At 62.8% G+C, this 26157-nt stretch carries 25 protein-coding genes; 21 read left to right on the top strand and 4 right to left on the bottom strand.

The features are described 5' to 3' along the window. Positions 1–143: 143 nt before the first annotated feature. The 9 genes from AC1Q61_RS30615 to nagB are packed head-to-tail and all read left to right on the top strand — an operon-like array spanning position 144 to position 8521. Positions 144–1202 (top strand): Gfo/Idh/MocA family protein, encoded by a 1059-nt coding sequence (locus tag AC1Q61_RS30615; protein ID WP_136471322.1) that lies wholly within the window; start codon positions 144–146, stop codon positions 1200–1202. Next, positions 1199–2194, top strand: coding sequence for a Gfo/Idh/MocA family protein (locus AC1Q61_RS30610; protein ID WP_007734295.1), 996 nt, complete (start codon positions 1199–1201; stop codon positions 2192–2194). The genes AC1Q61_RS30615 and AC1Q61_RS30610 overlap by 4 nt, the downstream gene beginning before the upstream one ends. Next, positions 2191–3249 carry a Gfo/Idh/MocA family protein gene (locus AC1Q61_RS30605; protein ID WP_054188078.1) on the top strand — a complete coding sequence of 353 codons (1059 nt, stop codon included), beginning with the start codon at positions 2191–2193 and terminating at the stop codon, positions 3247–3249. The genes AC1Q61_RS30610 and AC1Q61_RS30605 overlap by 4 nt, the downstream gene beginning before the upstream one ends. 46 nt (positions 3250–3295) lie before the next feature. Continuing rightward, positions 3296–4225 carry a dihydrodipicolinate synthase family protein gene (locus AC1Q61_RS30600; RefSeq protein WP_007734313.1) on the top strand — a complete coding sequence of 310 codons (930 nt, stop codon included), beginning with the start codon at positions 3296–3298 and terminating at the stop codon, positions 4223–4225. 1 nt (position 4226) lies between these two features. Next, entirely contained in the window at positions 4227–5156 is a 930-nt protein-coding gene (locus AC1Q61_RS30595) for an ROK family protein (protein WP_007734314.1), read from the top strand. Further along, positions 5153–5860, top strand: coding sequence for an N-acetylmannosamine-6-phosphate 2-epimerase (locus tag AC1Q61_RS30590; RefSeq protein ID WP_070161471.1), 708 nt, complete (start codon positions 5153–5155; stop codon positions 5858–5860). Before AC1Q61_RS30595 ends, AC1Q61_RS30590 begins: the two co-directional genes overlap by 4 nt. Next, positions 5857–6549, top strand: coding sequence for an SGNH/GDSL hydrolase family protein (locus AC1Q61_RS30585; RefSeq protein ID WP_070161473.1), 693 nt, complete (start codon positions 5857–5859; stop codon positions 6547–6549). Before AC1Q61_RS30590 ends, AC1Q61_RS30585 begins: the two co-directional genes overlap by 4 nt. After that, on the top strand, positions 6546–7730 hold the full coding sequence (locus AC1Q61_RS30580; protein WP_070161475.1) for an N-acetylglucosamine-6-phosphate deacetylase: 1185 nt from the start codon (positions 6546–6548) through the stop codon (positions 7728–7730). The genes AC1Q61_RS30585 and AC1Q61_RS30580 overlap by 4 nt, the downstream gene beginning before the upstream one ends. An 11-nt stretch (positions 7731–7741) precedes the next feature. After that, the gene (nagB, locus tag AC1Q61_RS30575) at positions 7742–8521 is read left to right on the top strand and encodes a glucosamine-6-phosphate deaminase (protein ID WP_054781756.1); all 780 of its coding nucleotides are present in this window, start codon (positions 7742–7744) and stop codon (positions 8519–8521) included. 9 nt (positions 8522–8530) lie between these two features. Here the strand turns inward: nagB and AC1Q61_RS30570 are convergent, their stop codons facing one another. From AC1Q61_RS30570 to AC1Q61_RS30560, 3 genes are all read right to left on the bottom strand, one after another. After that, complete coding sequence (locus tag AC1Q61_RS30570; RefSeq protein ID WP_007734324.1) at positions 8531–10162, bottom strand: long-chain-fatty-acid--CoA ligase; 1632 nt, start codon at positions 10160–10162, stop codon at positions 8531–8533. 61 nt (positions 10163–10223) lie between these two features. After that, positions 10224–11345, bottom strand: a complete 1122-nt coding sequence (locus AC1Q61_RS30565; RefSeq protein WP_047269586.1) for an acyl-CoA dehydrogenase family protein — start codon at positions 11343–11345, stop codon at positions 10224–10226. A gap of 12 nt (positions 11346–11357) precedes the next feature. Then, complete coding sequence (locus AC1Q61_RS30560) at positions 11358–12539, bottom strand: acyl-CoA dehydrogenase family protein (protein WP_003945878.1); 1182 nt, start codon at positions 12537–12539, stop codon at positions 11358–11360. A gap of 265 nt (positions 12540–12804) precedes the next feature. On the opposite strand from AC1Q61_RS30560, the gene AC1Q61_RS30555 reads away from it, so the two are divergent. From AC1Q61_RS30555 to AC1Q61_RS30500, 12 genes are all read left to right on the top strand, one after another. Further along, the gene (locus tag AC1Q61_RS30555; protein ID WP_007734330.1) at positions 12805–12996 is read left to right on the top strand and encodes a ferredoxin; all 192 of its coding nucleotides are present in this window, start codon (positions 12805–12807) and stop codon (positions 12994–12996) included. Positions 12997–13105: 109 nt separating this feature from the next. After that, a complete protein-coding gene (locus AC1Q61_RS30550) occupies positions 13106–14023 on the top strand; it encodes a 3-oxoacyl-ACP reductase (protein WP_007734334.1) in 918 nt (305 codons plus the stop codon). Positions 14024–14525: 502 nt separating this feature from the next. Further along, positions 14526–15290 (top strand): MlaE family ABC transporter permease, encoded by a 765-nt coding sequence (locus tag AC1Q61_RS30545; protein WP_003945687.1) that lies wholly within the window; start codon positions 14526–14528, stop codon positions 15288–15290. Positions 15291–15354: 64 nt separating this feature from the next. Continuing rightward, positions 15355–16206 carry an MlaE family ABC transporter permease gene (locus AC1Q61_RS30540; RefSeq protein WP_003945759.1) on the top strand — a complete coding sequence of 284 codons (852 nt, stop codon included), beginning with the start codon at positions 15355–15357 and terminating at the stop codon, positions 16204–16206. Between the two features lie 11 nt (positions 16207–16217). After that, positions 16218–17402: an MCE family protein gene (locus AC1Q61_RS30535; RefSeq protein WP_003945815.1), complete on the top strand. Its 1185-nt coding sequence runs from the start codon at positions 16218–16220 to the stop codon at positions 17400–17402. Further along, positions 17402–18421: an MCE family protein gene (locus AC1Q61_RS30530; RefSeq protein ID WP_007734337.1), complete on the top strand. Its 1020-nt coding sequence runs from the start codon at positions 17402–17404 to the stop codon at positions 18419–18421. The genes AC1Q61_RS30535 and AC1Q61_RS30530 overlap by 1 nt, the downstream gene beginning before the upstream one ends. Next, complete coding sequence (locus AC1Q61_RS30525) at positions 18418–19476, top strand: MCE family protein (RefSeq protein WP_003945728.1); 1059 nt, start codon at positions 18418–18420, stop codon at positions 19474–19476. Before AC1Q61_RS30530 ends, AC1Q61_RS30525 begins: the two co-directional genes overlap by 4 nt. Continuing rightward, positions 19473–20777, top strand: coding sequence for an MCE family protein (locus AC1Q61_RS30520; RefSeq protein ID WP_007734341.1), 1305 nt, complete (start codon positions 19473–19475; stop codon positions 20775–20777). Before AC1Q61_RS30525 ends, AC1Q61_RS30520 begins: the two co-directional genes overlap by 4 nt. After that, positions 20777–22024, top strand: a complete 1248-nt coding sequence (locus AC1Q61_RS30515; protein WP_492651395.1) for an MCE family protein — start codon at positions 20777–20779, stop codon at positions 22022–22024. The genes AC1Q61_RS30520 and AC1Q61_RS30515 overlap by 1 nt, the downstream gene beginning before the upstream one ends. Further along, a complete protein-coding gene (locus AC1Q61_RS30510; RefSeq protein WP_037132261.1) occupies positions 22021–23415 on the top strand; it encodes an MCE family protein in 1395 nt (464 codons plus the stop codon). Before AC1Q61_RS30515 ends, AC1Q61_RS30510 begins: the two co-directional genes overlap by 4 nt. Then, on the top strand, positions 23415–24218 hold the full coding sequence (locus AC1Q61_RS30505) for an Rv1363c family protein (protein ID WP_215515653.1): 804 nt from the start codon (positions 23415–23417) through the stop codon (positions 24216–24218). Before AC1Q61_RS30510 ends, AC1Q61_RS30505 begins: the two co-directional genes overlap by 1 nt. Next, on the top strand, positions 24215–24763 hold the full coding sequence (locus tag AC1Q61_RS30500; protein ID WP_007734345.1) for a hypothetical protein: 549 nt from the start codon (positions 24215–24217) through the stop codon (positions 24761–24763). The genes AC1Q61_RS30505 and AC1Q61_RS30500 overlap by 4 nt, the downstream gene beginning before the upstream one ends. A gap of 88 nt (positions 24764–24851) precedes the next feature. On the opposite strand, the gene AC1Q61_RS30495 is transcribed toward AC1Q61_RS30500, so the two are convergent. Continuing rightward, positions 24852–26157, bottom strand: a 1306-nt coding sequence (locus tag AC1Q61_RS30495) for an alpha,alpha-trehalose-phosphate synthase (UDP-forming) (RefSeq protein WP_492654915.1), incomplete at its 5' end; no start/stop codon positions are given.

Raw genomic sequence — 26157 nt, 5'->3', positions numbered from 1 at the left:
GAACTTCGACGTTTCGCCGGTTTCGAGCCGAAAATAGTGCGCTCACCTGCATAGATGAAGACTGTGTTACCGGCGTCGAATTGACGAGCGATGACGCTGGCCGTATAACATAGGACATCCCTCATCCAATCTTTGGAGACTTCATGACCCGATACAAAGTCGGTGTGGTCGGTTGCGGATTCTTCGGTAGTTCCCTCGCTCGCGAGCTGGCTGCCCATCCACGTTTCGAACTGACGATGCTGTGCGACCGTGACTTCGAGCGGGCCAAGGACGTCGCCGCAGAGTTCTCGGCAACCCCGACAGACGATCACGACGCGGTGGCCGCTCACCCGGAGTTGGCCCTCGTTGTCGTCGCGACGCCCAATCACGCGCACGCCGAACCTGCCATCGCGGCGCTCGAACACGGCACGGCAGTTTTTGTCGAGAAGCCACTCGCCGTCGAACTGGTCGATGCGCAGAACATGATCGCGAGCGCCGACGCGAGCGGTTCGCCGTTGATGGTCGGGCACATCATGCGGATGATGCCGGGTGTACGACGTCTGGCGGACCTGCTGGCGTCGGGGGAGCTCGGCGAGGTCGCTGCGATCGAATCGTCTCGCTCACGCTGGATCGACACCGACGGCGCAGATCCACAGTGGTGGAAGCTCGACAAGAGCCGAACGGGTGGAGAACTGACTCACGAGATTCACGAACTGGACCTGATGTGCTGGCTCGGCGGCGAGGTGACTGCCGTGTCGAGCATCGCCACCGCGGACGACGGCTTCCGCAACACAGTGGTGTCGTTCGCCGGCGGCGCGATCGGCAGACACACCATCTCGACGCGTTCACACACTTCGTCGTGGCAGCTGACCGTCGATGTCACCGAAGGTTCGGTCCACGCGGACTTCCACACCGGCCGGGTCAGCCGACTGCGCGGGGGACGGGTCGTAGAGTCGTGGCCGATCTTCGACGTCGACGCCGAGAACCAATCGTTGATCGACGCTGCGAGCAGGACGCAGAAGTACAACTCGGGAAACGGAGGATCCTCGCTGTGGATGCAGGCTGCGATTCGTCACGAAATCGACGAGATGGCAGCAGTTCTCGACGGCAAGGCTGATCCCGACTCGCCGTTGACGTACGCACGTGAACGCGCACTCGTCGTCGCCGAACAGGTGCGACTCGGTGGCGGCGAACCGGCAGCGCTCTCGGGAAGTGCCAAGTGACGGTGCGTGTAGCCGTCATAGGTAGCGGCGGAATCGCGCGGGACCACGTCAGCGCCTTGGCGCGCATCCCGTCGGTCGAAGTCGCCTACGTATTCGGCAGTGACTTGGACCGGGCCGCATCGGTTGCGGCGTTGGCGCCGGGCGCGAAGGCCAGTACCGATCTGGCGAAGATTCTCGCCGACCCGAGCGTGCAGGCGGTCAACGTCGTCGGGGCCACTCCCGACCACGCACCCGTGACGATAGCCGCGGGCCGCGCGGGAAAGCATGTGCACGTGGAGAAGCCGGCCGCGCTGACAGTCGCGGACTTCGACGCCATGGTCGAGGCCACCGAAGGTAACGGCACCTCACTGATGGTCGGACAGACCGTACGATTCCAGCCGTCGATCACCTCGATCGGAAACTCGGTTGCACAAGGTGCCATCGGCGACCCCCGGTTGATCCATCTCAGTTGGTACACCGGCCATGTCTGGCCAGGGGGCTGGCGAGGCTGGCAACACGACAAGGAACGTTCGGGTGGTCACCCCGTTCACAACGGAACCCACGCACTCGATCTGGTGACGTGGCTGATCGGTCGTCGTCCGACCCGTGTGTTCGCTCGTAGTTTCCCCACCTTCGCGGCGGGGATGCCCGTGCACGACAGCTTCCATCTGACCGTTCGCTTCGAGGACGGATCGCTGGCTCTGATCGAATTGGCCTACGCGCTACCACAATCGGGAAAGATGGTGCGTCGGATCGTGGTGTCGGGGACTTCCGGCACGCTCGCGCACGACACCGGCGACGACCCGGGACTGATGACGGACACGACCAACGCGCCGCCGTCGTCGATCGAGGACGCGATGTCGCATCAGATGCGTCACTGGATCGCCACTCTCGACGGTTCCGCGAGCCCGATAGTCGAGAACTGGCAGGTGCGTGCAGCTCTCGCGACTGCCATCGCTGCCCAGCAATCGCTCGACACCGGCCGCGCTGTCTCGATCGGAGAAAACCAATGACCGGCACCGGTTCGATCCGCGTCGGATTTGTCAGCGGCGTCAGGCATGCCGGCTCCTATGCGGACCTGTTGCGATCCGATCCTCGAGTGAGCCTGGTCGGGGCCTCCGACGAATCCTCGGTCCCCGATTGGATTCGTGAGGACGGAATCGCGATGGCAAAGGCCGCAGACATCGAGTGGATCGACGAACTCGGCGAGCTGCTCGACCCCGAACGGATAGACCTGGCGATCATCTGCAGTGAGCCGACCAGGCATGCACGGCTTGCGATTTCCGCACTGAACGCGGGACTCGACGTCCTGGTGGACAAGCCGGTGGGTATCGACGAGTCGGAGGCCGCGGCGGTCGAGGAAGCTGCACGGTCGAACGGGCGAATCTGCACGGTGGTGAACCGCACTCATTCACCTGCGCTCCGGCGACTGCGCCGATGGATCGACGCCGGAAATCTCGGACTGCCGCGCCACGTCGACATCGAGTTCCTCGCAAGCGGAACACATTTCGCGACGTCTGTCGAGCGTCCCGAACTGGTGGTGGATCCCGCGCTTTCCGGCGGGGGAGAAGTAGTGAACTTCGCCGGTTACGCCGCCGACTACCTCCGATACCTCACCGGCCTGGACGTCACCGAGGTGTACGCCGAGACGAGCACACTCTACGGCGGGGCCCACCAGCAGTTCGGAGTCGAAGACACGGCGTTGATATCGCTCGCCCTGGAAAACGGCGTCACCGCGACGGTGACCGTCGGAAGAATCCCCGCAGCACCGGGTTTCGGCGCGAATACCGCGACGGTTCGCGTCCTCGGATCCCACGGATACGCGAGTTCCGACGACGACAAACCCGCGGTGACCCACTTCGCGGCCTCGGGAGACGTGACCGCACTACCCATCGGCGGCTTCGGTTCGGACAACGCGGTGTCGAGCTTTCTCTCTCACGTGCTCGATCGACTTCCCACACGGACCGAACCCGACTACACCGTGGCAGACGCCCGCGCGTCGATGCGCGTGATCGATGCTGCCTATCTGTCCGCCTCGAGCGGTCAGCCGGTCTCCGTTTCTCCCTGACAGCCGCACCCACAACTCAATCCGACAACCAACATATGGAGACCCCATGAGCACGGAAACCACCACCTTCAGCGGAATCGTCCCGCCGATCGTCACACCACTGACGCTCGAGGGCGAGGTCGACACCACGTCGCTCGAACGCCTGCTCTCACTGCAGATCGAAGCCGGAGTCGACGGCTTGTTCGTCCTCGGTTCCTCGGGTGAGGTCGGTTACCTCACCGACGCTCAGCGCGCCCAGGTGGTGCAGACGGCCATCGGTCACGTCGGCGGCCAGGTACCGGTCCTCGTCGGAGTGAACGACATGACCACCAACCGGGTCATCGCCGTCGCCGAGCAGGCGCGCGAGGCTGGTGCGGATGCCATCGTCGCGACGGCGCCGTTCTACGCGATCACCGATGCAGCCGAGACGGCAACGCATTTCCGCTCCATCCACGCCGCAGTGGATCTTCCGTTGTTCGCCTACGACGTCCCGGTTCGTGTCCACAGCAAGCTCAGCCCGGCAATGCTGGTCGAGCTCGGTCGCGAGGGAGTCATCGCCGGCGTGAAGGATTCGAGCGGCGACGACGTCAGTTTCCGTATGTTGCTCCGTCAGTCGGCCGGGCTCGAAAACTTCGCCGTCTTCACCGGGCACGAGGTAGTCGTCGACGGATGCCTGCTGATGGGTGCTTCGGGCGCAGTGCCCGGCCTGGCCAACGTGGACCCGCACGGCTACGTACGACTGTGGCGCGCTGCGCAGGCAGGAGACTGGGCCGCAGCGAAGGCCGAGCAGGATCGACTCACCGATCTGTTCTCCATCGTCGAGGCGCCGACACCGGGTCGCGTCAGTGCCGGTGCCGCGGGTCTGGGCGCGTTCAAGACGGCTCTGGCCCTGCGCGGCGTCATCACCGGCAACACGATGTGCGCCCCGATGCTCTCGCTCGACGAGTCCGAGACCGCAACGATCAAGGTCGTTCTGGAACAGGCGGGGCTCCTCTGACATGACATCTGGGCAGAAGCGATGGATCGGCATCGACATCGGCGGCACCAAAGTGGCTGCTGCGGTGGTGACGTCCGACGGAGACGTGATCGACACCGTTCGTGCGGCAACACCGACGGCGGGTAGGGAAGCCGTTCTCGGGACCGCTACGGCGTTGATCGACCGTCTGAGGGCGAATCACACGGTAGCCGGAATCGGAGTCGGTGCACCGGGAATCATCGATCGGGTGCGTGGCCGCGTCGTCTTCGCCTCCGACATTCTGTCCGGATGGAGTGGCGCCGAGGTTCGCGGAGAACTCGAGGCACACTCAGGCCTACCGGTGACGGTGGACAACGACGTGCGCGCGATGGCCCACGGCGAGAACATGATCGGCGCCGGACGCGGTCGAACCTCTGCACTGTTCGTCTCGATCGGTACCGGAATCGGTGGCGCGTTGACCGTGGGCGGTCAGCTGTACCACGGTGCCCACGGAACAGCCGGCGAACTCGCGCATCTGTTGGTTCCGGTTTCCGGGGCGATAGGTTGCGGTTGCGGCAGAACCGATCACCTCGAGGCAGTCGCGTCTGGCCCGGCGATGGCAGCCGAGTACGCAGCGCGGGCGGGTGTGCCCACTCAACCGTTACAGGCAGTGGTGGCGCTCATGCACTCGGGCGATCCGATCGCCCGTGCCGTGGTCTCCGACGCCGGTACTCTGCTGGGCCGCGTCCTGGCCGGCATCGCGACTGCATTCGATCCCGAGGTGATCGTCATCGGCGGCGGCGCAGCCCAGATCGGAGCCGACCTCCTGTCTCCGCTGACGTCCGCTTTCCGGGTGGAAGCGATGGGCCCCATTGCCGAAACCGCCATTCTTCCTGCTCGTTTGGGCACCGATGCGCCGCTCGTCGGCGCTGCGCTCCTGGCCGCCGCAACACGAATCGAGGTAACACCGTGACTGTCGAAGAATTGCTCACGATCATCAGCGGGAAGCTGATCGTGTCCTGTCAGGCCGGACACGGCCATGCCCTGCGCGACACCGGGACCATCGAGAGGATGGCCCGCGCCGCGGTCGACGGAGGAGCGGTGGCGATCCGCTGCGGCGGCGTGGGCGGTACCCCGGATGTCGCAGCAGTCGTGTCGGCAGTGAAGGTACCGGTGATCGGATTGACGAAGATCGGCTCCGAAGGCGTCTTCATCACGCCGACAAGGGAATCAGCCCTCGAAGTCGTGGACTCGGGTGCGCAGATCGTGGCTGCCGATGCCACACTGCGGCCACGTCCGGACGGGCTGACCTTTGCCGACACCGTCGACGCGGTCCATGATCGCGGCGGCCTCGTCATGGCCGACTGTGGAACACTCGAGGACGGCATCGCTGCCGCCGCGGCGGGCGCCGACGTCATCTCCAGCACACTGGCGGGATATACCGAGAACAGCCGACGGCTGGCCGGCCCGGACCTGGAGCTGATCTCGGAACTGCGGCAGGCACTTCCAGATGCAGTCCTCATCGCCGAGGGGCGGTACCACAGCCCGGAGGATGCGGCACGCGCCATCGCCCTGGGTGCAGACTCGGTGGTTGTCGGAACCGCAATCACGGATCCGGCGTTCATCACGTCGAAATTTGCAGCCGCAGTATCGGGCGCCGAAAGGCAGAGGGTGTGACCCCGACGTCGAAGGCTTTGAAGTCCAGGACTGCTGAACGGATTCGACTGGAGACTTTGCTCGTAGACTCCTCGACGCCGATACGGTGGGTCTTCACCGGCGACAGCATCACTCAGGGATTGACGCACACCGACGGTCATCGAAGTTACGTCGAACACTGCGCCGAGCGCGTCCGTGGTGAACTTTCCTTGTTCAACCACGTCCTTGTCAACACCGGGGTGAGCGGCAATCGATCCTCCGATGTGCGTGCGGGTTTCGCACACCGCATCGAAGTGTTCGAACCCTCGGTGGTGTTGATCATGCTCGGTACGAATGACGCATTGGATGGCGAAGAAGGACTGGAGCGGTTTCGAGACGACCTCTCGGACATGATCTTCCGGACGCGAGCGATCGGTGCGGTGCCGATCCTGCAGACGCCGCCACCGATCGACGTCGAGAATGCGCCCACCAGAGCGGGATTGGTTCAGTACGTCGAGGTCGTGCGGCAGGTTGCCGCCTCGACGCGCGTGGTGTTCGTCGACCACTACGCGCAGTGGACGGCCCATTCTCCCGAGGGCCCACCGCCGGCTCTCCTGGCTGACGCATTCCATCCGAACGAACAAGGGCACTACGTGCTCGCGGACGCCGTGCTCCGTGAGTTGTCGATCGCGGATACCGAAGTTCCCGTTGTACCGCAGGTGATGTCGTGACACATCGTGGACAAATTCTTCGTGGACAACTGGTGACCGGTGGGCAACTGCTTCCGGACGGGGTCGTCGAGATCTCCGGTGATCGTGTGGTGTGGGCCGGGCCCGCGTCGCAGCGAACCGACCCGTTACCCGAACGGGCAGCTGCGGGGACAACGATCATCCCGGGGTTGGTGGACGTTCACTGCCACGGCGCCGGCGGATTCGGTTTCCCCGAGGCAGACGAGTTCGGATCCACCGTGGCTGCCGATCACCACCGGACGAACGGCACGACCTCGGTGATCGGCTCGCTCGTCTCCGCGCCGCCGCAGATCCTGCGCAGTCGCATCGAGCTCCTGGCAGGACTGGTGGACGAGGGTACGCTGGCCGGAATTCACCTGGAAGGTCCATTCCTTTCGGTACTCCGTTGTGGCGCCCAGGATCCCGACAGCATTCTCGACGGCGACCCGGCTCTGCTCGAGTCGCTGCTCGAAGCCGGCCGTGGGCACATTCGCTCGATGACGATCGCTCCGGAGACAGCACACTTCGACGAACTTGCCTCATTGCTGGAGCGTCACGGTGCCGTCGTGAGTATCGGACACACCGATGCGTCCAACCCGATTGCGACACGTTCGATCGCACACTCGGCGCATGCACCGCTCAGTGCCACTCACCTGTTCAACGGTATGGCTCCGATGCATCACCGTGCTCCCGGCGCAGTGGCGGCGTGTCTTGCCGCGGCTGCGAAAGGACAGATGGTGGTCGAGTTAGTCGGGGACGGAGTACATCTGGCCGACGAGACGGTGGCGACGGTGTTCGATCTTGTCGGTCCGCATCAGATCGCGTTGGTCTCCGACGCGATGGCTGCCGCCGGAATGCCCGACGGCCGTTACCCACTCGGGCCTCTCGACGTCGACGTGATCGATGGCGTGGCGCGATTGGCCGGCAAGGGGAAAACGGCCATTGCCGGCGGGACGAGTCGGTTGATGGACATCGTCCGCCGGGCTGTCAATCACGCCGGCGTCGATCTGCTTTCGGCTGTCATCGCAGCGACGGCAACGCCTGCTTCGCTGATGGGGCTGGCCGGAATGGTCGGCGATCTCGTGCCGGGTTGCCGCGCCGATCTGATCGTCACCGGTCCAGAACTCGAAACCCGCGCCGTCATGGCCGCTGGGAACTGGCTCATGAACTACACCGAAAGCTGAGGAATCAACCGATGGAAATTGTCATTGTCGACAGTGCGGAGGCGGCCGGCACCGTTGTTGCCGACGTCTTCGAACACGCGGTGCATTCAGGTGCACGGACTTTGGGCCTGGCGACAGGATCTTCACCGCTCTCGGTGTACCGCGAACTCGCGCGCCGTCACCGCGAGGAAGGGTTGAGTTTTGCCGGCGTGCAGGCGTTCCTGTTGGACGAATACGTCGGCCTGCCGGAAGGCCATCCGGAGTCGTATGCCCAGGTGATCCGCACCGAGCTGGTGAATCACCTGGACCTGGACGCGGCAAGGGTATTCAGCCCCGACGGAACCGCGCCGGATCCATTTGCCGCCGCGGCGGCCTACGACCGGGCGATTGCGTCGAATGGTCCGGTGGACGTTCAACTTCTGGGCATCGGCGGCAACGGTCATATCGGTTTCAACGAACCGACCTCCTCACTGAATTCGAGGACCAGGGTCAAGACGCTGACGGAACAGACTCGAACCGACAACGCCCGGTTCTTCGAGAGTCCGGGCGACGTACCACGGCATGTGATCACCCAGGGACTTGGAACTATCTGCGAAGCAAGGCATCTGGTGATGATCGCGACCGGCGAACACAAGGCCGCTGCGATTGCCGCTGCCGTCGAGGGGCCGCTGGCCGCGGTGTGCCCGGCATCGGTCCTCCAACTGCATCCACACGCGACAGTGGTGATCGACGAGGCAGCGGCGTCACAGCTTCGGCTCACCGAGTTCTACAAGACGGTGTCGGCGCACAAACCGCTTGCTCAGCACTACTGAGATATCGGGCTAGACGGGCTCTCGCGTCTTCTCGAGTCCGAGTGCCATTTCGGGAGTGAGTAATTGGAAGTCGGATTCTCCACGCCGTCGGATCCACACCGGATCGGAGGTGTTCCAGCGTTCGGCGCTCTGCGTTCGAGTGACCACCTTGAACGTCGCCGTTCTCGGGAACTCACTGCACACTCGGATCAAGGTCGGCTTCTGCTTCGGCCCGAGTTCCGGCCGGGAATCGATGTATTCGGCGACGGCTGCCGGGTCGAAGTTGTCGACATCGCCGACCGGAATCACCGACGCCATGACGCGGTCGCCGACGTCGCTGTCGGGGACTGCGTACACGGACACCTGCGCGAAGCCCGGGTAACCGACCAGGGAGCGTTCGATGGGTGCGGCACCGATGTTCTCGCCGTCCACTCGCAGCCAACCGGAACTGCGTCCCGCGAAGTAGACGTAACCGTCGACGTCGGTGTACGCCAGATCGCCACTCCAGTACTGGCCGTTGCGCATTCGCTCGGCGTCGGCTTCCGGGTTCTTGTAGTACCCGGCGAACGTGCCTGGGCCGGTGACATTGACCAGTTCACCAGTTGCCTCGTCGGCGTTGGTGATCCGGCCGTCGGCATCGAAGACTGCAGGCGGGCATGGCGCTCCGGTCTCGGGATCGAGGATCTTGACGCCGTCCGGGAGCAGTCCGAGGGCGCCGGGCCGGGGAACCGGTGCCGCGGAGATCGAAATGCCGCCCTCGGTGGAACCGAACCCGTCGATGACGCGAGCGTCGAAGCGCCGGACGAAGGTGGCGACGGCGGGCGCCGAACCCTCGTTGCCGTACATGATCTTCAAGGTGTTGTCCCGCTCGTTCGGCACCTCGGGGGTGGAAGCGATGAAGGACAACGGCTTTCCGACGTAGTTGGAGTACGTGATTCCGTACTTGTGAACGTCGGGTAGAAAACCCGAAGCGGAGAACTTGCGTCGCATGGCAATTCCCGCACGAGCGTGCAGCGCGACCGTCCACGCCGCCATCATCGCGTTGGAATGGAACATGGGCATCGCCATGTAGACGACGTCGTCGGCGCCGAGCCCGAAACGATCGGCAAGCATGACCCCGGGAGAGGCCAACTTGTGGTGCGTGCACCGAACCGCTTTGGGATCACCGCTGGTTCCGGAAGTGAAGATGAGCATCAACAGATCGTCGGGCTGCGCCGTCGACGCGTAGGCCGGCGTATCGGCGAAGGGCGCCAACAATTCCGCCCAGGCCGGAGAATCCACGTTGATCACCCGGACGTCGCCGAGATCGACGTCGTCGAGTAGATGTGCCTGGTTGTTCTCGGTGAAGATGACCTGGCAGTCGGAGAGCGCAATGTCTCGCGCCAATGCCGGGCCGCGCCTGGTCGTGTTCAGCCCGGCGGCGACCGAACCCGAGAACGATGCCGCTCCGAGCAGCAGCGAGAACTCGGGGACGTTCTCCATCAGAAGTCCGAAATGCCTGGGGCGCGTTCGATCGAGCAGCGTGTCCAGCAGCGCTGCTCGATCGAACGAGCCTTGAACGTGCTCGCGCCAGGTGATGACCTGGTCCTCGAAACGGATACCGCGGTCGTCGATCTCGCTGACTCCGAGGAGTAGATCGGAAACAGTGGGGCTCTGACTCATAGCTGCATCATCATCGATTCGTCTCGGACCAGGTCATGGATTTCCACTCGGTGGGACGCACTCAGGCAGGGACTGCGGCAAGTACCTTGCCGAGCGCGCGAAGCTGATCCGTTGCGTTGCCGAGCAGGAACTCGTGATGCTTGGCCGCGAGGAAGTAGCGGTGAACCGGATGGTCCTCGTCCAGACCGACACCGCCGTGAACGTGAACCGCAGTGTGCCCGACACGGTGTCCCGCATCTGCAGCCCAGAACTTGGCCGTCTGTACAGCGCCGTCGGAAGGAAGTCCTTCGCTCAGACGCCACGCGGCAGCCCACAGAGTCAGACGAACACCCTTGACGTCGATGTATCCGTCTGCGAGGCGCTGGGCCACGGCCTGGAAACTACCGATCGGTCGACCGAACTGCACACGCTCGGTGGCATATTCGGCGGTCAGCTTCAACGCTTGATCGAGCACTCCGTACTGGTAGGCGGTCGAACCGAGCTGAATTCGCTCGACGATCCACGCCGCGATGTCCGATCCCTGGGCAACCGAGCCGAGAACACGGTCGGCCGGAATCTGCACCGAATCGAATTCGACGAGACCCGCGCTCGAGAAATCTGTGGTCGATTGCCTGGTAATGCTCACGCCCGCGTCCGACGGTTCGACGAGGAAGACCGCGACGCCGTCCTCGGTGATGGCGGGGACGAGGAACAGATCTGCGAGCGGTGCACTGTCGACGGTGATCTTGGCTCCGTCGATGCGCCAACCTTCGGCGGTCTTCTCGGCACGCGTGACGGGGTGGGCCGGGTCGTCGTTGTATTCCTCGGCGAGGGCCGCGGTGAGTACCTTCTCGCCGGCGGCGGCAGCGCTCGCCCATTCGTCTCGCTGCTTGTCCGAGCCGAATTCCGCTATCGCTGCGGCGGACCCGACGATGGACGTCAAGAACGGAACGGCTGCAACACCGCGTCCGAGTTCGGCCAGGATGCTGCACTGCTCGAGGACCCCGAATCCGTCTCCGCCGACCGACTCCGGAAGGGCCGCACCGAGGACGCCGGCCGAGGCCAGAGCGTTCCACAAGATGGCGTCGAAGCGGTCTTCCGCGGCGTCGAGTTCACGAAGGCGATCGTTGGTGACCAGTTCGGTGACTACGGATCGTGTCAGGCCGGACAGGTCCTGCTGGGCCTCGGTAAGGGTGAATTCCATGATCGTGGGTCCTTATCGCTTCGATGCGGGAAGCCGCAGAGCTGTCATTCCGATGATGTCGCGTTGCACTTCGTTGGTACCGCCGCCGAACGTCAGGATCAGCGAAGAACGATGCATGCGTTCGATGCGGCCGCGCAGAAGAGCGCCGGGGGAGTTCTGCCTGATCGTGGCGGAGGATCCGAGGATTTCCATCAGCAAGCGGTAAGCCTCGGTGGCGAATTCGGTACCGAACACCTTGTTGGCGGACGCAGCTTCGGGGCCGGGAGCGTGATCGGTTGCGGAGGCGATTTCCCAGTTCATCAACTTCAGGTACTCGGCTTTGGCATGCACGCGAGCCAGATTGATCTGCACCCATTCCTGGTCGATCATGCGTCGGCCGTCGGGCAGCTTGGTGTTCTGTGCCCACTCGCGGACCTCACGCTGCGCGGTCAGAATCGGTCCGGCCGAGGTGAGGGCAACGCGCTCGTGGTTGAGCTGATTGGTGATCAGTGCCCAGCCGCCGTGTTCCTGACCCACGATCGACGACGCCGGGACCCGTACGTCCTGGTAGTAGGTGGCGCTGGTGTCGGGGCCGGCCATGGTGTGAACCGGTGTGTAGGAGAAGCCTTCTGCGGTGGTCGGGACGATCAGCATGCTGATTCCCTTGTGCTTCTTGGCTTCCGGATCGGTGCGGCACGCCAACCACACGTAATCGGCGTACTGGATCAGGCTCGTCCACATCTTCTGCCCGTTGATGACGTAATCGTCACCGTCACGGACGGCCGACGTGCGCAGAGACGCCAGGTCGGTGCCGGCCTCGGGCTCGGAGTAACCGATCGCGAAGTGGAGCTCACCGCGGGAGATCTTGGGCAGGAAGAAGGCCTTCTGCTCGTCCGTCCCGAAATGCATGATTGTCGGCGCTACGGAATTGATCGTCAGGAACGGCACGGGCGCACCGGCAATGGCAGCTTCGTCGGTGAAGATCAGCTGGTCCATCGCGGAGCGTTCCTGTCCGCCGTACTCTTTCGGCCAACCCAGCGTGAGCCAGCCGTCCTGGCCCATCTGCGCGACGACTTCGCGGTACACATTGCCTTCGCCGTACTCACCCGTCGTGGCAGCGAGTGCTTCACGCCGCTCGGGAGTCATCAGTTGTGCGAAGTAGGCACGCAACTCCTCCTGGAGCTGTTGCTGCTCAGGGGTGTAGGTGATGTGCATGGTTACCTCTCCATAGAGATACGAATCAAAGCGCCAACCATTCGATTGACACAGGTTCTATCGATGCGTACATCGGCGACAAGGGACGCTCTCGCCGTCTCCGGCGGATCGTTCGACGTCCGTTCTCGGTACTTTTTCGAATCATTGCACACGACTGAAACAGGTTCTAGTGTTATCGCCAGGAACGGTGTGCGGCACAGCCCTGCGGCACTCGTTTCGTATCCGTGTTCGCGCCAGTAGTAGTGAGTAGAGAAGAGGAATCGCCATGGAGGTCAGGGTTGATCTGGACCGTTGCGAGGCAAACGGAGTGTGCGTCGGGATCGCACCCGATATTTTCGACCTCGACGACAACGAGGAGCTCGTGATCAGTTCCGTGCGTCCGCCGGAGGATCGCTGGGAAGATGTCCGTTCCGCGATCGCTCAGTGCCCGCGTGCGGCGCTGACCGAACATCCGTGACGATGGTTGCCCAAAACAAGAACACGTTCTAAAGTTGCGAACTCGTGGGTCACGGCAATCGAGCCGGGTAACTCGACACACGACCGCAGAGAACCGGGAGAGCGCTTCGATGAATGCTGTGAACAGTCCAGAAACCAGTCTCGAAGGCAAGGTCGCCATCGTGACCGGTGCCGGATCGGGGCTCGGAAAGTTCGAGGCCATCGGTCTGGCGAAGGCCGGTGCGTCGTTGGTCGTCAACGATCTGGCCCCGAACGAGGCCGTCGAAGCGACGCTCGAGGAAATCCGTGGTCTCGGTGCCAAGGTCGAATTCGTGGCAGGCAACGTCGGTGAGCGTTCTACTGCCGACGCACTGATGGAAGCAGCGCAGGGTCAGTTCGGCAGTGTCGACATCGTCGTCAACAATGCAGGGGTCGTACGCGACCGGATGCTGTTCAACATGTCCGACGAAGACTGGGATCTCGTACTCGAAGTGCACCTTCGCGGCCATTTCCTCTTGTGCCGCAACGCCGCTGCCTACTGGCGGGCGAAATCCAAGGAAGCCGGGGCGCCGGTGTACGGGCGCATCGTCAACACTTCTTCGGAGGCGGGTCTCCTCGGACCGGAAGGGCAGCCCAACTACGGCGCTGCAAAAGCCGGAATCACGGCGCTGACGTTGTCGGCCGCACGTGGGCTCTCGCGCTACGGCGTTCGGGCCAACGCGATCTGCCCGCGGGCACGGACGTCGATGACCGAAGGTGTGTTCGGTGACGCGCCGGCCGACGGCATCGATCCGCTCTCGCCCGAGCATGTGGCATCGCTCGTCTCGTACCTGGCGTCACCGGCGGCCGACGCCGTCAACGGTCAGGTATTCGTGGTGTACGGACCGATGGTTGCGCTGATGGCGGCGCCCGTCGTCGAGCAGCGGTTCGACGCAGAGGGAGATTCCTGGTCGCCGGAAACGTTGTCCGCGGTGATGGGTGACTACTTCGCTGACCGTGACCCGGCAAAGATGTTCTCGGCATCGGCGGCCCTGCGCGCGTTGGGCTGATCGACGGGTCTGATTCTCAGGTGCGCGACACGTAGAACCGTTGTTCACACTTAGACGGTCTACGTGTCCACTTCCTGGTAGAAATAGCGTGTTCACGAGTCGGTGGGCGCGGCACTCTGCCTGCGTTCTACAACGAGACCAACGGTCTCAAAAAAACTAGACTGTGTTCCAATTTTGCATTCCTGTGAACGATGCGGTATTCGATCGACGTGCCCGGTCAAGGCTGGCGCGGTAGCAGGGTCTCGATCCGGCGCCGATAAGCGCTGATCATTCAAAAGTATTAATTTCCAGGATATTTCGGCGAAATTCGCACCGAAAAGGGATGCTTCCCATGGCCCGAAGCTTCGGGTTTCGGATCGTCGCCGTGAGGCTACTCCTTAGAGTTGGACACTTGTTTTTGACAGGTGAACACGTTCTAGTTAATATGACCTGAGTCACAAGCTGTCGGGGGCTGGACTATGAGAACAGACAGTACTGCGGCAACCAAGGACGAGGAGGGCGAATGGTAGACCTCGTCGAGGTGCCATTACGAGCGGTCGGTGGCTTCTTTCAGATGTCCGCCCAAACCTTGAGGGCAGTCTTCTCCCGCCCTTTCCAGCGGCAAGAGTTCATCGATCAGGCCTGGTTCGTGGCCCGAGTCTCGATGGTGCCGACGGTGTTGGTCGCAATCCCGTTCACGGTGCTGGTCAGCTTCACCATCAACATTCTCTTGCGCGAGATCGGTGCAGCCGACCTCAGTGGTGCCGGAGCTGCCCTCGGCACCGTCACGCAGGTCGGCCCCATCGTCACCGTGCTGATCGTCGCCGGCGCCGGCGCAACCGCCATCTGCGCGGATCTTTCGGCCCGAACCATCCGCGAAGAGATCGACGCCATGAAGGTGCTCGGGATCAATCCCATCCACCGGTTGGTCGTTCCCCGAGTGCTCGCGTCGACAGGTGTGGCGCTGCTCCTCAACGGACTGGTCTGCACCATCGGCATCCTCGGCGGTTTCGTCTTCTCCGTGTTCATCCAGGACGTGAACCCCGGCGCCTTCGTCAACGGCATCACACTGCTCACCGGATTCGGTGAGCTCATGCTCTCCATGGTCAAAGCAGGGCTGTTCGGCATGATCGCCGGCCTGGTTGCGGCCTACCTCGGACTCAACGTCAAAGGCGGCGCCAAGAGCGTCGGTGACGCGGTCAACCAGACCGTCGTGTTCGCGTTCATGGCGCTCTTCGTCGTCAACGTGCTCATCACGACCATCGGTATCAAGTTGACGGCCGGATGAGGCCCACGGCAGTCGGAGAGATCGAAGTGGACAGAACGACAAACGACAGACGGGAGGAGATCTGATGGCGTTGGCCGCAGCGGGACGCTTCCCGCGCACACGTCGACAGATCGGCTCGATCTCTCGCAGTATCGACAGCATCGGTGATCAAGCGCTGTTCTTCGCGAAGGCTCTCGGTCACGCTCCCAAGGCGCTGATGCGCTATCCACGTGAAACTCTGCGACTGATCGCCGAGATCAGCATGGGCACCGGTGCGCTCGCCGTCATCGGTGGCACCGTCGTGATCGTCGGATTCCTGACACTGTTCACCGGTGGCACCATCGCCGTTCAGGGCTACAGCTCGCTGGGCAACATCGGCGTCGAAGCACTGACGGGCTTCTTCGCCGCCTTCATCAACGTTCGCATCGCAGCGCCGGTCATCGCCGGAATCGGCCTCGCCGCGACCATCGGCGCCGGCTCCACCGCGCAGCTCGGTGCGATGCGCGTCTCCGAAGAGATCGACGCGCTGGAGACGATGGCGATCCCGTCGATTCCGTATCTGGTCAGCACCCGCGTCATGGCCGGCATGATCGCGATCATCCCGCTGTACTCACTGGCGGTGATCGCGTCGTTCGTCGCCAGCCGCTTTGCGACGGTGTTCCTCTACAACCAGTCCGGCGGCGTGTACGACCACTACTTCACGACCTTCCTGATACCCACGGACATACTGTGGTCGTTCGCCCAGGCGATAGTCATGGCGCTGGCCGTCATGCTCATCCACACCTACTACGGCTTCAACGCAACCGGTGGCCCGGTCGGCGTCGGTGTCGCGGTGGGTAACGCAGTGCGCGCCTCGTTGATCGCGGTCGTCACGGTCACCCTGCTCATCTCACTCGCCATCTACGGCGGGTCCGGCAACTTCAACCTGTCGGGATAGGCGGGCAAGCGATGACCGTACCCAGATGGCACAAGAAGTTGGCCGCAGCCGGCCTGGTCCTCGGACTCGTGGCGATCGTCGCCGTTGCTCTCACCATGTTCTCGGGTGGGTTCACCAAGAGCACGCCCATCACCGTGACGTCCACGCGTGCCGGCCTCGTCATGGAACCCAATGCCAAGGTGAAGTTGCGCGGAGTGCAGGTCGGCCGCGTCGAGTCGATCTCACTCGTCGGGGACCAGGCAAACCTGAAGTTGGCGATGGATCCGGGCCAGATGTCGAAGATTCCGTCGAACGCCCGGGTGGAGATCAAGACCACCACGGTGTTCGGTGCGAAGTACGTCAACATCGTGATTCCCGACGATCCGTCGACCCAGCCGATCCAGGAGGGTGCTGTCATCGCTTCGGACAGCGTCACCGTCGAGTTCAACAGTGTCTTCGAACATCTTTCGGACGTACTCGCGAAGATCGAACCGGAAAAGCTCAACGCCACACTCGGCGCGATCTCCACCGCACTCAACGGGCGCGGCGAGTCGCTGGGTGAGGTTCTCGAGCTCGGTGACACCTATCTGAAGAAGATGAATCCGGTTCTGCCGCAGCTCCAGGAAGACTTGGTCGGCGCCGCCGATGTCACCAATCTGTACGCCGACGTGGCACCGGATCTGATGCGCATCCTCGACAATGCCACCGCGACAAGCGGATCGATCGTGGCCGAGCAGGCAAACCTCGACTTGCTGTTGCTCAACGTCACCGGCCTCGCGGACACCGGCAACGCGTTGTTGACCGACAACGAGCAGAACCTGACCACCGCCCTCGACACTCTGACCGCGACGACGACCCTGCTCGACAAGTACTCGTCGGGTCTGACGTGCTTCATCGTCGGGTTGAACGACGGTCGGATCAAGTTCGAGCCACTGGCAGGCACCGGGGACAAAGCGGCGCTGATGCTGAGTGCGAGCTTCATGTACGGCGCCGAGGCGTACCAGAATCCGCAATCTCTCCCCAAGGTCGCGGCCTCCGGCGGACCCAATTGTTATGGTCTGCCCGAATTCGATCCGAAGGTCGACGGGCATGCACCGTTCGCAGTCACCAACACCGGCAACGTGCCCTTCGTTCCCAACACCGAACTGCGCGTTACCGTGCCGACCATTTTCCAGTATCTCTTCGGTGACTCCTACGAGCAGGAAGACGGGAAGTGATGAGACCGACCACGGTCAAGCTGCTGATTTTCACCGTCGTCATGGCGGTCATCTTCGCCGGACTGGCGATCGTCTTCAGTCAGGTGCGCTTCAGCAGCAGCAACGGATTTCACGCCACCTTCTCGGACGTCTCGGGACTCAAGTCCGGCGACAAGGTCCGCATCGCCGGTGTTCCGGTCGGGTCGGTCACCGGAGTGTCCATCGGTGACTCCAACCAGGCCGAGGTCGAGTTCGACGTCGACACCAAGTACTCGCTGATGAAGAGCACCAAAGCGACTGTGCGCTACGAGAACCTGGTGGGCGATCGCTACATGGAACTGCTCGAGGGCGCCGGTTCCACCGAGACGCTTCCGTCGGGAGGATCCATTCCGGTCGATCAGACGTCGCCCGCTCTCGATCTGGATCTGCTGCTCGGCGGATTCAAGCCGCTGCTTCGTTCGCTCGACCCGCAGCAGGTCAACGACCTCTCCGGGGCCCTGCTGCAGGTACTCCAGGGCCAGGGCGGAACGCTGGTTTCGTTGCTGGGAAACACCAGTTCGTTCACCAGCACGTTGGCGGACCGAGACCAGCTGATCGGGGACGTCATCACCAATCTCAACGACGTACTCGGCACCATCAACGACAAGGGCGATCAGTTCTCCACCACGATCGATCAGCTCCAGCAGTTGGTCAGTGGATTGGCGAAGGACAGTGGCCCGATCGGTAATTCGATCACCGAGATCGCCGGTGCCACGGGAGATCTCGCGTCGTTGCTGCAGGCGACACGTCCGGACATCCAGACGCTGATCGGGGAGACCAACCGAACGATGACGCAGCTGGACCTGGGCAAGGACGACATCAACACCGCTCTCGATCGTCTGCCGTCCGACTACCGGAAGCTGATCCGAGTGGGCACGTACGGAGCGTTCTTCCAGTTCTATCTGTGCGCCAACACTTTCAAGTTCTCCGGACCCGACGGGACGACGATCATCTTGCCCACGGCAGTTCAGGACACGGGAAGGTGCGCAAAAGTCTCATGACCCCAACCCGTGAACGTAATCCGGTACAGATCGGTGTCATCGGTCTCGTCCTGGCGGTGGCAACCGTCGGTGCCGCGCTTCAATACGATCAACTCCAGTTCATCAACGGTGGCATTCGCTACTCGGCGTACTTCCAAGATGCCGGCGGCCTGGTCACCGGCGACGACGTGACCATGGCCGGCGTGAAGGTCGGCAAGGTCAGCGACGTCGAACTCGACGACCAGAAGGTGTTGGTCACCTTCACCGTTCAGGACGGTGTCGCCCTGGGCGAGCAGACAGCGGCTGATATCAAGACCAACACGGTTCTCGGGCGAAAGTCGTTGGCGGTACGGCCGGAAGGATCCGGACTGTTGCGGACGGACACGCCGATTCCGGTCGAACGCACCAACTCCCCGTACTCGCTCAACGACGCTCTGGGTGACCTCGGGACAACGGTGTCCGAACTCGACACGGAACAGATCAACGATTCGCTCAACGCGATCTCGGACACGCTGGCCGATACTCCGCCCGAACTGCGCACCGCGTTGGACGGAATGACGCGGCTTTCGCAGAGCATCAACTCACGCGACGAGAGCCTGCTCCAATTGCTCTCGCGGGCCGAAGATGTCACCAAGATCCTCTCCGACAGAAGCGGTCAGATCGATTCGTTGCTGGTCGACGGCAACAAGCTGTTTGCCGAACTGAGCTTGCGGCGTGACGCGATCAGCGAACTGATCGTCAACACCGGCGCAGTCTCACGTCAACTGTCAGCGCTGGTGCAGGAGAACGAGGCTCAGATGGGGCCGACCCTCGAGAAGCTGAATTCGGTCGCCGAGGTTCTCCAGCAGAACAAGGACAACATCGCGGGAGCGCTCGACGGACTCGGACCGTACATCACCGCGCTCGGTGAGACCGTGGCCAGCGGCCCGTTCTTCGACGCCTTCATCATCAACATTCTGCCGAGCAACTGGTGGAAGACCCTGGTGGACACCAGCGTCGCGCCCGAGCAGGTTCCGGGCGACCTGGAAGACTTCTTCCCCGGTATTCCACCGACGATCAGGGGGCCGGGAGAATGACCGAGACCATGACTTCACAGGATCCACAGGGCTCCACCAACCCACGCAAGAAGTGGGTGCTGATCGGAGCGGGTGTGCTGGTCGCGCTGCTTGTCGCCGGTGCGGCCTACCTATTCATCCCAGGCCTGGGCAAGACCAAGATCTCCGCGCACTTCGTCTCGACCACCGGTCTCTACGAGGGCGATGTCGTGCGAGTGCTCGGTGTCAACGTCGGCAAGGTGACCAAGATCGAACCGCGTGATCGGGACACCTACGTCGAGATGAAGATCGATTCGAGCGTCGACGTTCCGGCAGATGCCAAGGCGCTCATCGTTGCTCAAAGCCTCGTGTCCGCACGCTTCGTGCAATTGACCCCCGTGTACTCCGGCGGGGAACAGATGCCCAACGGCGGCGAGATCCCGATCGAGCGCACCGCCGTTCCGGTGGAGTGGGACGAGATCAAGACCGAACTGACCAAACTGTCGGACGCCCTCGGACCGGAGGGTCTGGACGATCAGGGTTCCCTCGGTCGATTCATCGACACCGTGGGAACGAACCTCGACGGTAACGGTGAGTCGATTCGGTCGACGCTGCGCGAACTCTCGGCCACGATGCACACGCTGTCCGAAGGCCGGACCGATTTGTTCTCCACCATTCGGAACCTGCAGGCGTTTGTCACTGCGTTGTCCTCGAGCAACGAGCAGATCGTGCAGTTCAGCGGTCACCTCGCTTCGGTGACAAGCGTTCTCGCAAGCAGCTCCGACGAGTTGGGTACCGCCCTCAGTGATCTCGACCTGGCCGTCGGCGACGTCCAGCGGTTCGTCAAGGACAACAGCGAGGGACTGAGCGAATCGGTTGCGCGTCTCGCCGATGCCACCCAGGTGCTGACGGACAAGCGCCCGGAGATCGAGCAGGTTCTGCACTCCGGACCGACGTCGCTTGCCAACTTCTATCAGATCTACAAGCCGGCTCAGGGCAGTATGACCGGCGCAATTGCACTGAGTAACTTCAAGAATCCGATCCAGTGGATCTGTGGTTCCATCGAAGGTATCGAGAGTGGTAACTCCCAGAACAGTGCCGACCTGTGTAAGCAGTACCTCGGGCCGGTGCTCAGCACGATGATCGGCAACTACCCCGGATTCCTGTTCAACCCGGTCGCGGGCGTGCAGGCTTTCCCGGATCAGATCGTCTACACCGAGCCGGGATTGGAAGCGGCAAGTCAGAATCAGCCGGAAACCGTCGCAGGACCGATGTCAGGTGCTCCCATGACGAGTGTTCCCAAGGATCTCGCCGAACTCTTCAACATGGGCGGAGGGAACTGATGCGGGTAGCTCGCAAGACCACGGTTGCGGTGTTGGCCACGGCAGTGGCTCTCGGCGCCAGCGGTTGTGAATGGAACGGTCTCAACTCGGTGCCGATGCCAGGCACTCAAGGCCGGGGCGAAGGCGCATACGAGGTTCAGATCGAGATGCCGAACGTGACTACGCTGTCGCAGAATTCGCCCGTCCGGGTGGATGACGTGGCAGTGGGAAGCGTTTCGAACATCGAGGTTCAAGGCTGGCACGCTCTGGTGACGGTGTCGCTGAATCCCGAGGTTGAGTTGCCGGCCAACGCGACGGCAAAAATCGGTCAGACCAGCTTGCTCGGCTCTCGGCACATCGAGTTGGCGCCGCCTGTTGGAGAAGAGCCCGAGGGCCGACTCGAAGCCGGTGACCTGATTCCGATCGAGCGAGCGGGCGCTTACCCGACGACGGAACAGACGCTGTCGTCGCTGTCGGTTGTTCTCAACGGCGGCGGTCTCGCTCAGGTTCAGGACATCACGAAGGAACTCAACGCCGCTCTCGGTGGGCGTGAAGATTCCGTTCGAGACCTCCTACCTCAGCTCGATCAGCTGGTCGGCAGTCTGGACAAGCAACGGGGCGACATCGTTTCGGCGATGGAGGGACTCGATCGACTGTCCTCGACGGTCCAGGCCCAGCACGACACCCTGAACAAAGCACTCGAAGGTATTCCGCCGGCACTCGAGGTTCTTGTCGCTCAGCGTCAGGACATCACCAACGCCTTGACCTCCCTCGGTGGTCTCAGCGAGGTGGCCAGTCGCGTCATCCAGGAGAGCGGTGACGATTTCGCGACCAACGTTCGCGCGCTGTCGCCGACTCTGAAAGCGTTGGCGGATTCGGGCAACGCTCTCACGCAGGTTCTCGGAGTCCTCTTGACGTTCCCGTTCCCACAGAACGGAATCGACAACGTCATTCGCGGTGACTACGCCAACCTGGCCATGACCATCGACATCTCGCTGCCCCGACTGGACGCGAACTTCCTCACCGGAACTCCGTTGGCCGGAACGCTCTCCGGACCGGAAGGCGTGTTGGGTAAGCAGGCCGGGCTGGCCGGACAGACAGGCAACCCGTTGAGCGATCCGCTCAAGCCTGCCGCACCGCCCGCACAGGCCCCTGCCGGACAGGCTCCCGCAGGACAGGCTCCGGCAGCGGATCCGAATACCATTCAGATTCCGGGACTTCCGCCGATCAACATTCCAGGACTTCCTCAGGGGGCACCGGCACCATGATGCTCACAAAGTTCGTCCGCATCCAGCTCATCATCTTCGCCGTCTTGACGGTCGTCGGTTTGATAGTGATGGCCACTCAGTACGTGCGTGTTCCCGCTATGGTCGGTATCGGCCGATACGACGTCACCGTCGAATTGCCCGCCACCGGTGGGCTGTACAAGAACTCGAACGTCACCTACCGCGGTCAGACCATCGGCGTCGTGAACGCGGTGGAGTTGTCGGAAACGGGCGTGAATGCGCGTCTGTCTCTCGAGAGCGGCGTCAAGGTGCCCTCGGACGTCGACGCTGCGGTCAAGAGTGTGTCGGCGATCGGCGAGCAGTTCGTCGATCTGATTCCGCACACCGACAGCTCCGGAGCGATCGTGGTCGACGGGCATCTGGAAAACGGATCGGTGATTCCCGAAGACCGAACCAGCATTCCGCAGGATGTCGGCGCGATGCTCGATCAGGCAGATGTGTTGCTGCAGAGCATTTCCGACACCAAGCTCAAGACCGTCATCGACGAATCCTTCAAGGCGTTCAACGGTGCCGGCCCGGATCTGCAGAAGCTGATCGACTCGGCTCGGCTGTTCGTCGAGGAGGCGAACAACAACTCCGACGCGACCAAGACCCTGATCGAGCAGGCCGGTCCACTCCTGGACACCCAGGTGGTCAGCAGCGACGCCATCCGTTCCTGGACAAGCAATCTGGTGACGTTCACCGATCAGCTCCGAGCCAGCGACCCTGATCTGCGTGCCGTCATCCAGAAGGGTCCGGCCGCAGCGGCGGAGGCGAATGCTCTTCTGCAAGACATGCAGCCGACATTGCCGATTCTTCTGGCGAACCTCGTGTCCGTCGGACAGGTCGGCGTGATCTACAACAACGCGATCGAGCAGATTCTGGTCATCTACCCGCCGCTGGCCGCAGCGCTGGTCACGGTGGCAGGCTCCGGCCCGGCTGCAGATGGTGCACTGGTGGACTTCCACATGGAGGTCAACGACCCGCCGCCGTGCACTACAGGATTCCTGCCCGCAGAGCAGTGGCGCAGTCCGAAGGACGAATCACCAATCGAGACGCCGTCGGATCTCTTCTGCCAGGTTGCCCAGGATTCGCCGATCGCCGTGCGCGGCGCGAGAAACCTTCCCTGCGAGGAGTATCCGGGACGTCGTGCGCCGACGGTCGAACAGTGCCGTTCCGGCTACGTACCGATGGGCACGAACCCGCAATCCGGGCCTCCGGAACCGATTACCGCGACCCCGAGCTCGTACACGTCGACGCCTTCGGTCTCGGCTCGTCGGTACGATCCGATTACAGGCACGTACATCGGGCCGGACGGAAGGACGTACTCGCAACCGAACCTCGGTGGCGGCGACGTCAGTCTCGAACAGTTCATGAAGGGTCAGCAGGGTTGATGACAGACGAAGATCCACAGGCCGGGCAGCGGGTGCGCCGTCGCGCGTCTCGCAGCGCCGGACCCACGGGTGCGGATGCAGACGCTGCCGCGGTAGTAGTGCCCACCGAAAAGAAGTCGGCCGAGCAGAAGCCAGCCGAGCAGAAGCCGGCCGAGCAGAAGCCAGCTGAGCAGAAGGCGGCGGCGCCAGTTGCTTTGGGCAAGCCCGATACTCCACCTGAGAAGGTCGTCAGCGGTGATCAGGTCGCGACCAAGGCTGAGCCGACCGGTACCGCCGAAACCCCCGCAGAAACTGCTGTGGACACCCCTGTTCGTTCGAAGCCCAAGGCCGGGTTGGTAGTCGGGATCGCCATTGCTTCGGTGATCGCTGTTGCTCTTGCGGCCCTGACGGTGTTTCTTCTCGTCGACCGGAACAAGGCGTCCAATGCCGACGAGGACCGAGCCCGCTACGTGGCCGGTGCCCGGACCACCGCACTGAATCTGACGACACTGCACGCGGATACAGCGGCTGCCGACCTCGACAAGTTCCTCGCCGGCACCACCGACGAGTTCAAGTCGCAGTTCGACGGACGCAAGGATTCGTTTGTCAACGTCCTCGGGCAGGCCGGAGTTCAGACCGACGGCGAGGTGCTCGAAGCCGGGTTCGAGAAATCCGACGGCGATTGCGGGACTTCATTGGTCGCGGTGCGTGCGATGCAGAAGAACGGCGACGAAGCGCCCGCTGAACGCAACTACCGACTCCGAATCACCATGTGCGACGTCGACGGGCAGTTGCTTGCCTCGAATGTGGAGTTTGTGCCATGACCCCAGAAGTGAACCCCGAGACGTCCAAGCAAGTTTCGCCGAAGCCGAAGCGCGCCTCACCGCTCGCCATCATCCTGTGCGTCATCAGTGCAGTGGCCATCGCGTTGGCGGCAGTGTCGGCGTATCTCTACTTCGGTCCGGACGGAACGCGTGACACCGCAGCGATCGATCAGACCAGAGACGAAGTGGCACAGGCCTCTTCCGATCAGGCGGTAGCGATGTTCCAGTACGACTACAACAACGTCGACCAGCAGTTGCATGCAGCCACAGACGGTTTGACGGGCGATTTTCAAGGCACGTTCACCAACCTGATCGAATCGGTGATCATTCCGGGAGCCAAGGAAAAGTCGCTGACCGTTCAGGTCGTCGTCCAGGGCGCCGCGGTTCTCGACGCCGAGGCAGACAGCGCGACGACGATGCTGTTCCTCAATCAGATCACGACGTCTTCGGAATCGCCCGAAGCCGTTGCCAGTGGCAGTCGCGTGAAGATGAGTCTGGAGAAGCAGGACGGGCGTTGGCTCGTGAACAACGTCCAACCCTTCTGATCAAACACACGAAGGCTGGAGTCGGGTACGAAAGAGGCTGGGGCCGCGGAGATTCACTCTCCGCGGCCTCAGCCTTTGTGCACTGTCCTCAGTGGTCTTGTGCTTCGGCCGGGGCGATCAGCGCCGGGCCTGCGGCACCGCCGTGTGCGAGCGCGTCGAGGAACGAGCGCGCCCAGCGGTCGACGTCGTGCGTCAGGACCTGACGACGTAGCGCACGCATGTGGCGCCGGCCGTCCTCGCGCGGTTGATTGAGGGCCTTCTCCATCGAATCCTTGACGTCGTCGAGGTCGTGGGGATTGCACAGAAATGCCTGGCGGAGTTCTGCTGCGGCACCGGTGAATTCGCTGAGCAGCAATGCACCACCCAGATCGCTTCGGCAGGCGACGTACTCCTTGGCGACGAGGTTCATGCCGTCACGCAGCGGCGTGACGAGCATGAGATCGGCGGCGACGAAGAACGCGACCAGTTCGTCGCGTGGGATCGGCCGATGGATGTAATGGACGACGGGGCGGCCGACTTCGCTGAACTCGCCGTTGATTCGGGAGACCTTCTGCTCGATGTCTCCGCGCATCTGTACGTAGCTTTCGACGCGTTCGCGGCTCGGGGTCGCCAACTGCACCATGACGGTGTCGGCGGGGTCGATGCGCTTCTCCATGAGAAGTTCGTGGAGCGCAGCGAGCCTGACGTCGATGCCTTTGGTGTAGTCGAGGCGGTCGACGCCCAGCATGATGTGCTTGGGGTTTCCGAGTTCTTTGCGAATCTGCTTGGCGCGGTCTCGAATTGCCTTGGTGCGCGAGAGCTCGTCGAGCTTGCCGGAGTCGATGGAGATAGGGAAGGCGCCGACGCGGACGCTACGGAAACCTACTTGCACCACACCGAGTTTGGAGCGGACGCCGACGGTTCCACGTGAAGTCTGTTGCCCGGCAAGGCGTCTGGCCAGGTACAGGAAGTTCTGTGCGCCACCCGGAAGGTGGAAGCCGATGAGGTCGGCGCCGAGGAGGCCTTCGACGATCTCGGTGCGCCACGGCATCTGCATGAACAGCTCGACCGGGGGAAACGGAATGTGCAGGAAGAAGCCGATGGTCAGGTCGGGGCGCAGCATCCGCAGCATCTTCGGTACCAACTGCAGCTGGTAGTCCTGGATCCAGACTGTCGCGCCCTGTGCCGCTGCCTTGGAGGTGGCTTCGGCGAATCGCCGGTTCACCTCGACGTAGGCGTTCCACCATTCGCGGTGGTACTCGGGTTTGACGATGACGTCGTGATAGAGCGGCCAGAGGGTGGCGTTGGAGAATCCCTCGTAGTACTCGTTGATCTCCTCGGCGCTCAGCGGCACGGGGTAGAGCTCGAGTCCGTCTTCGACGATGGGGTCGAGCTCGGCGTCCGCCACCCCCGCC

This window comes from Rhodococcus sp. MPR-R1B (assembly GCF_058793255.1).
Note: the sequence above shows the minus strand (reverse complement) of the source record. Positions and strands in the feature narration are given on the sequence as shown.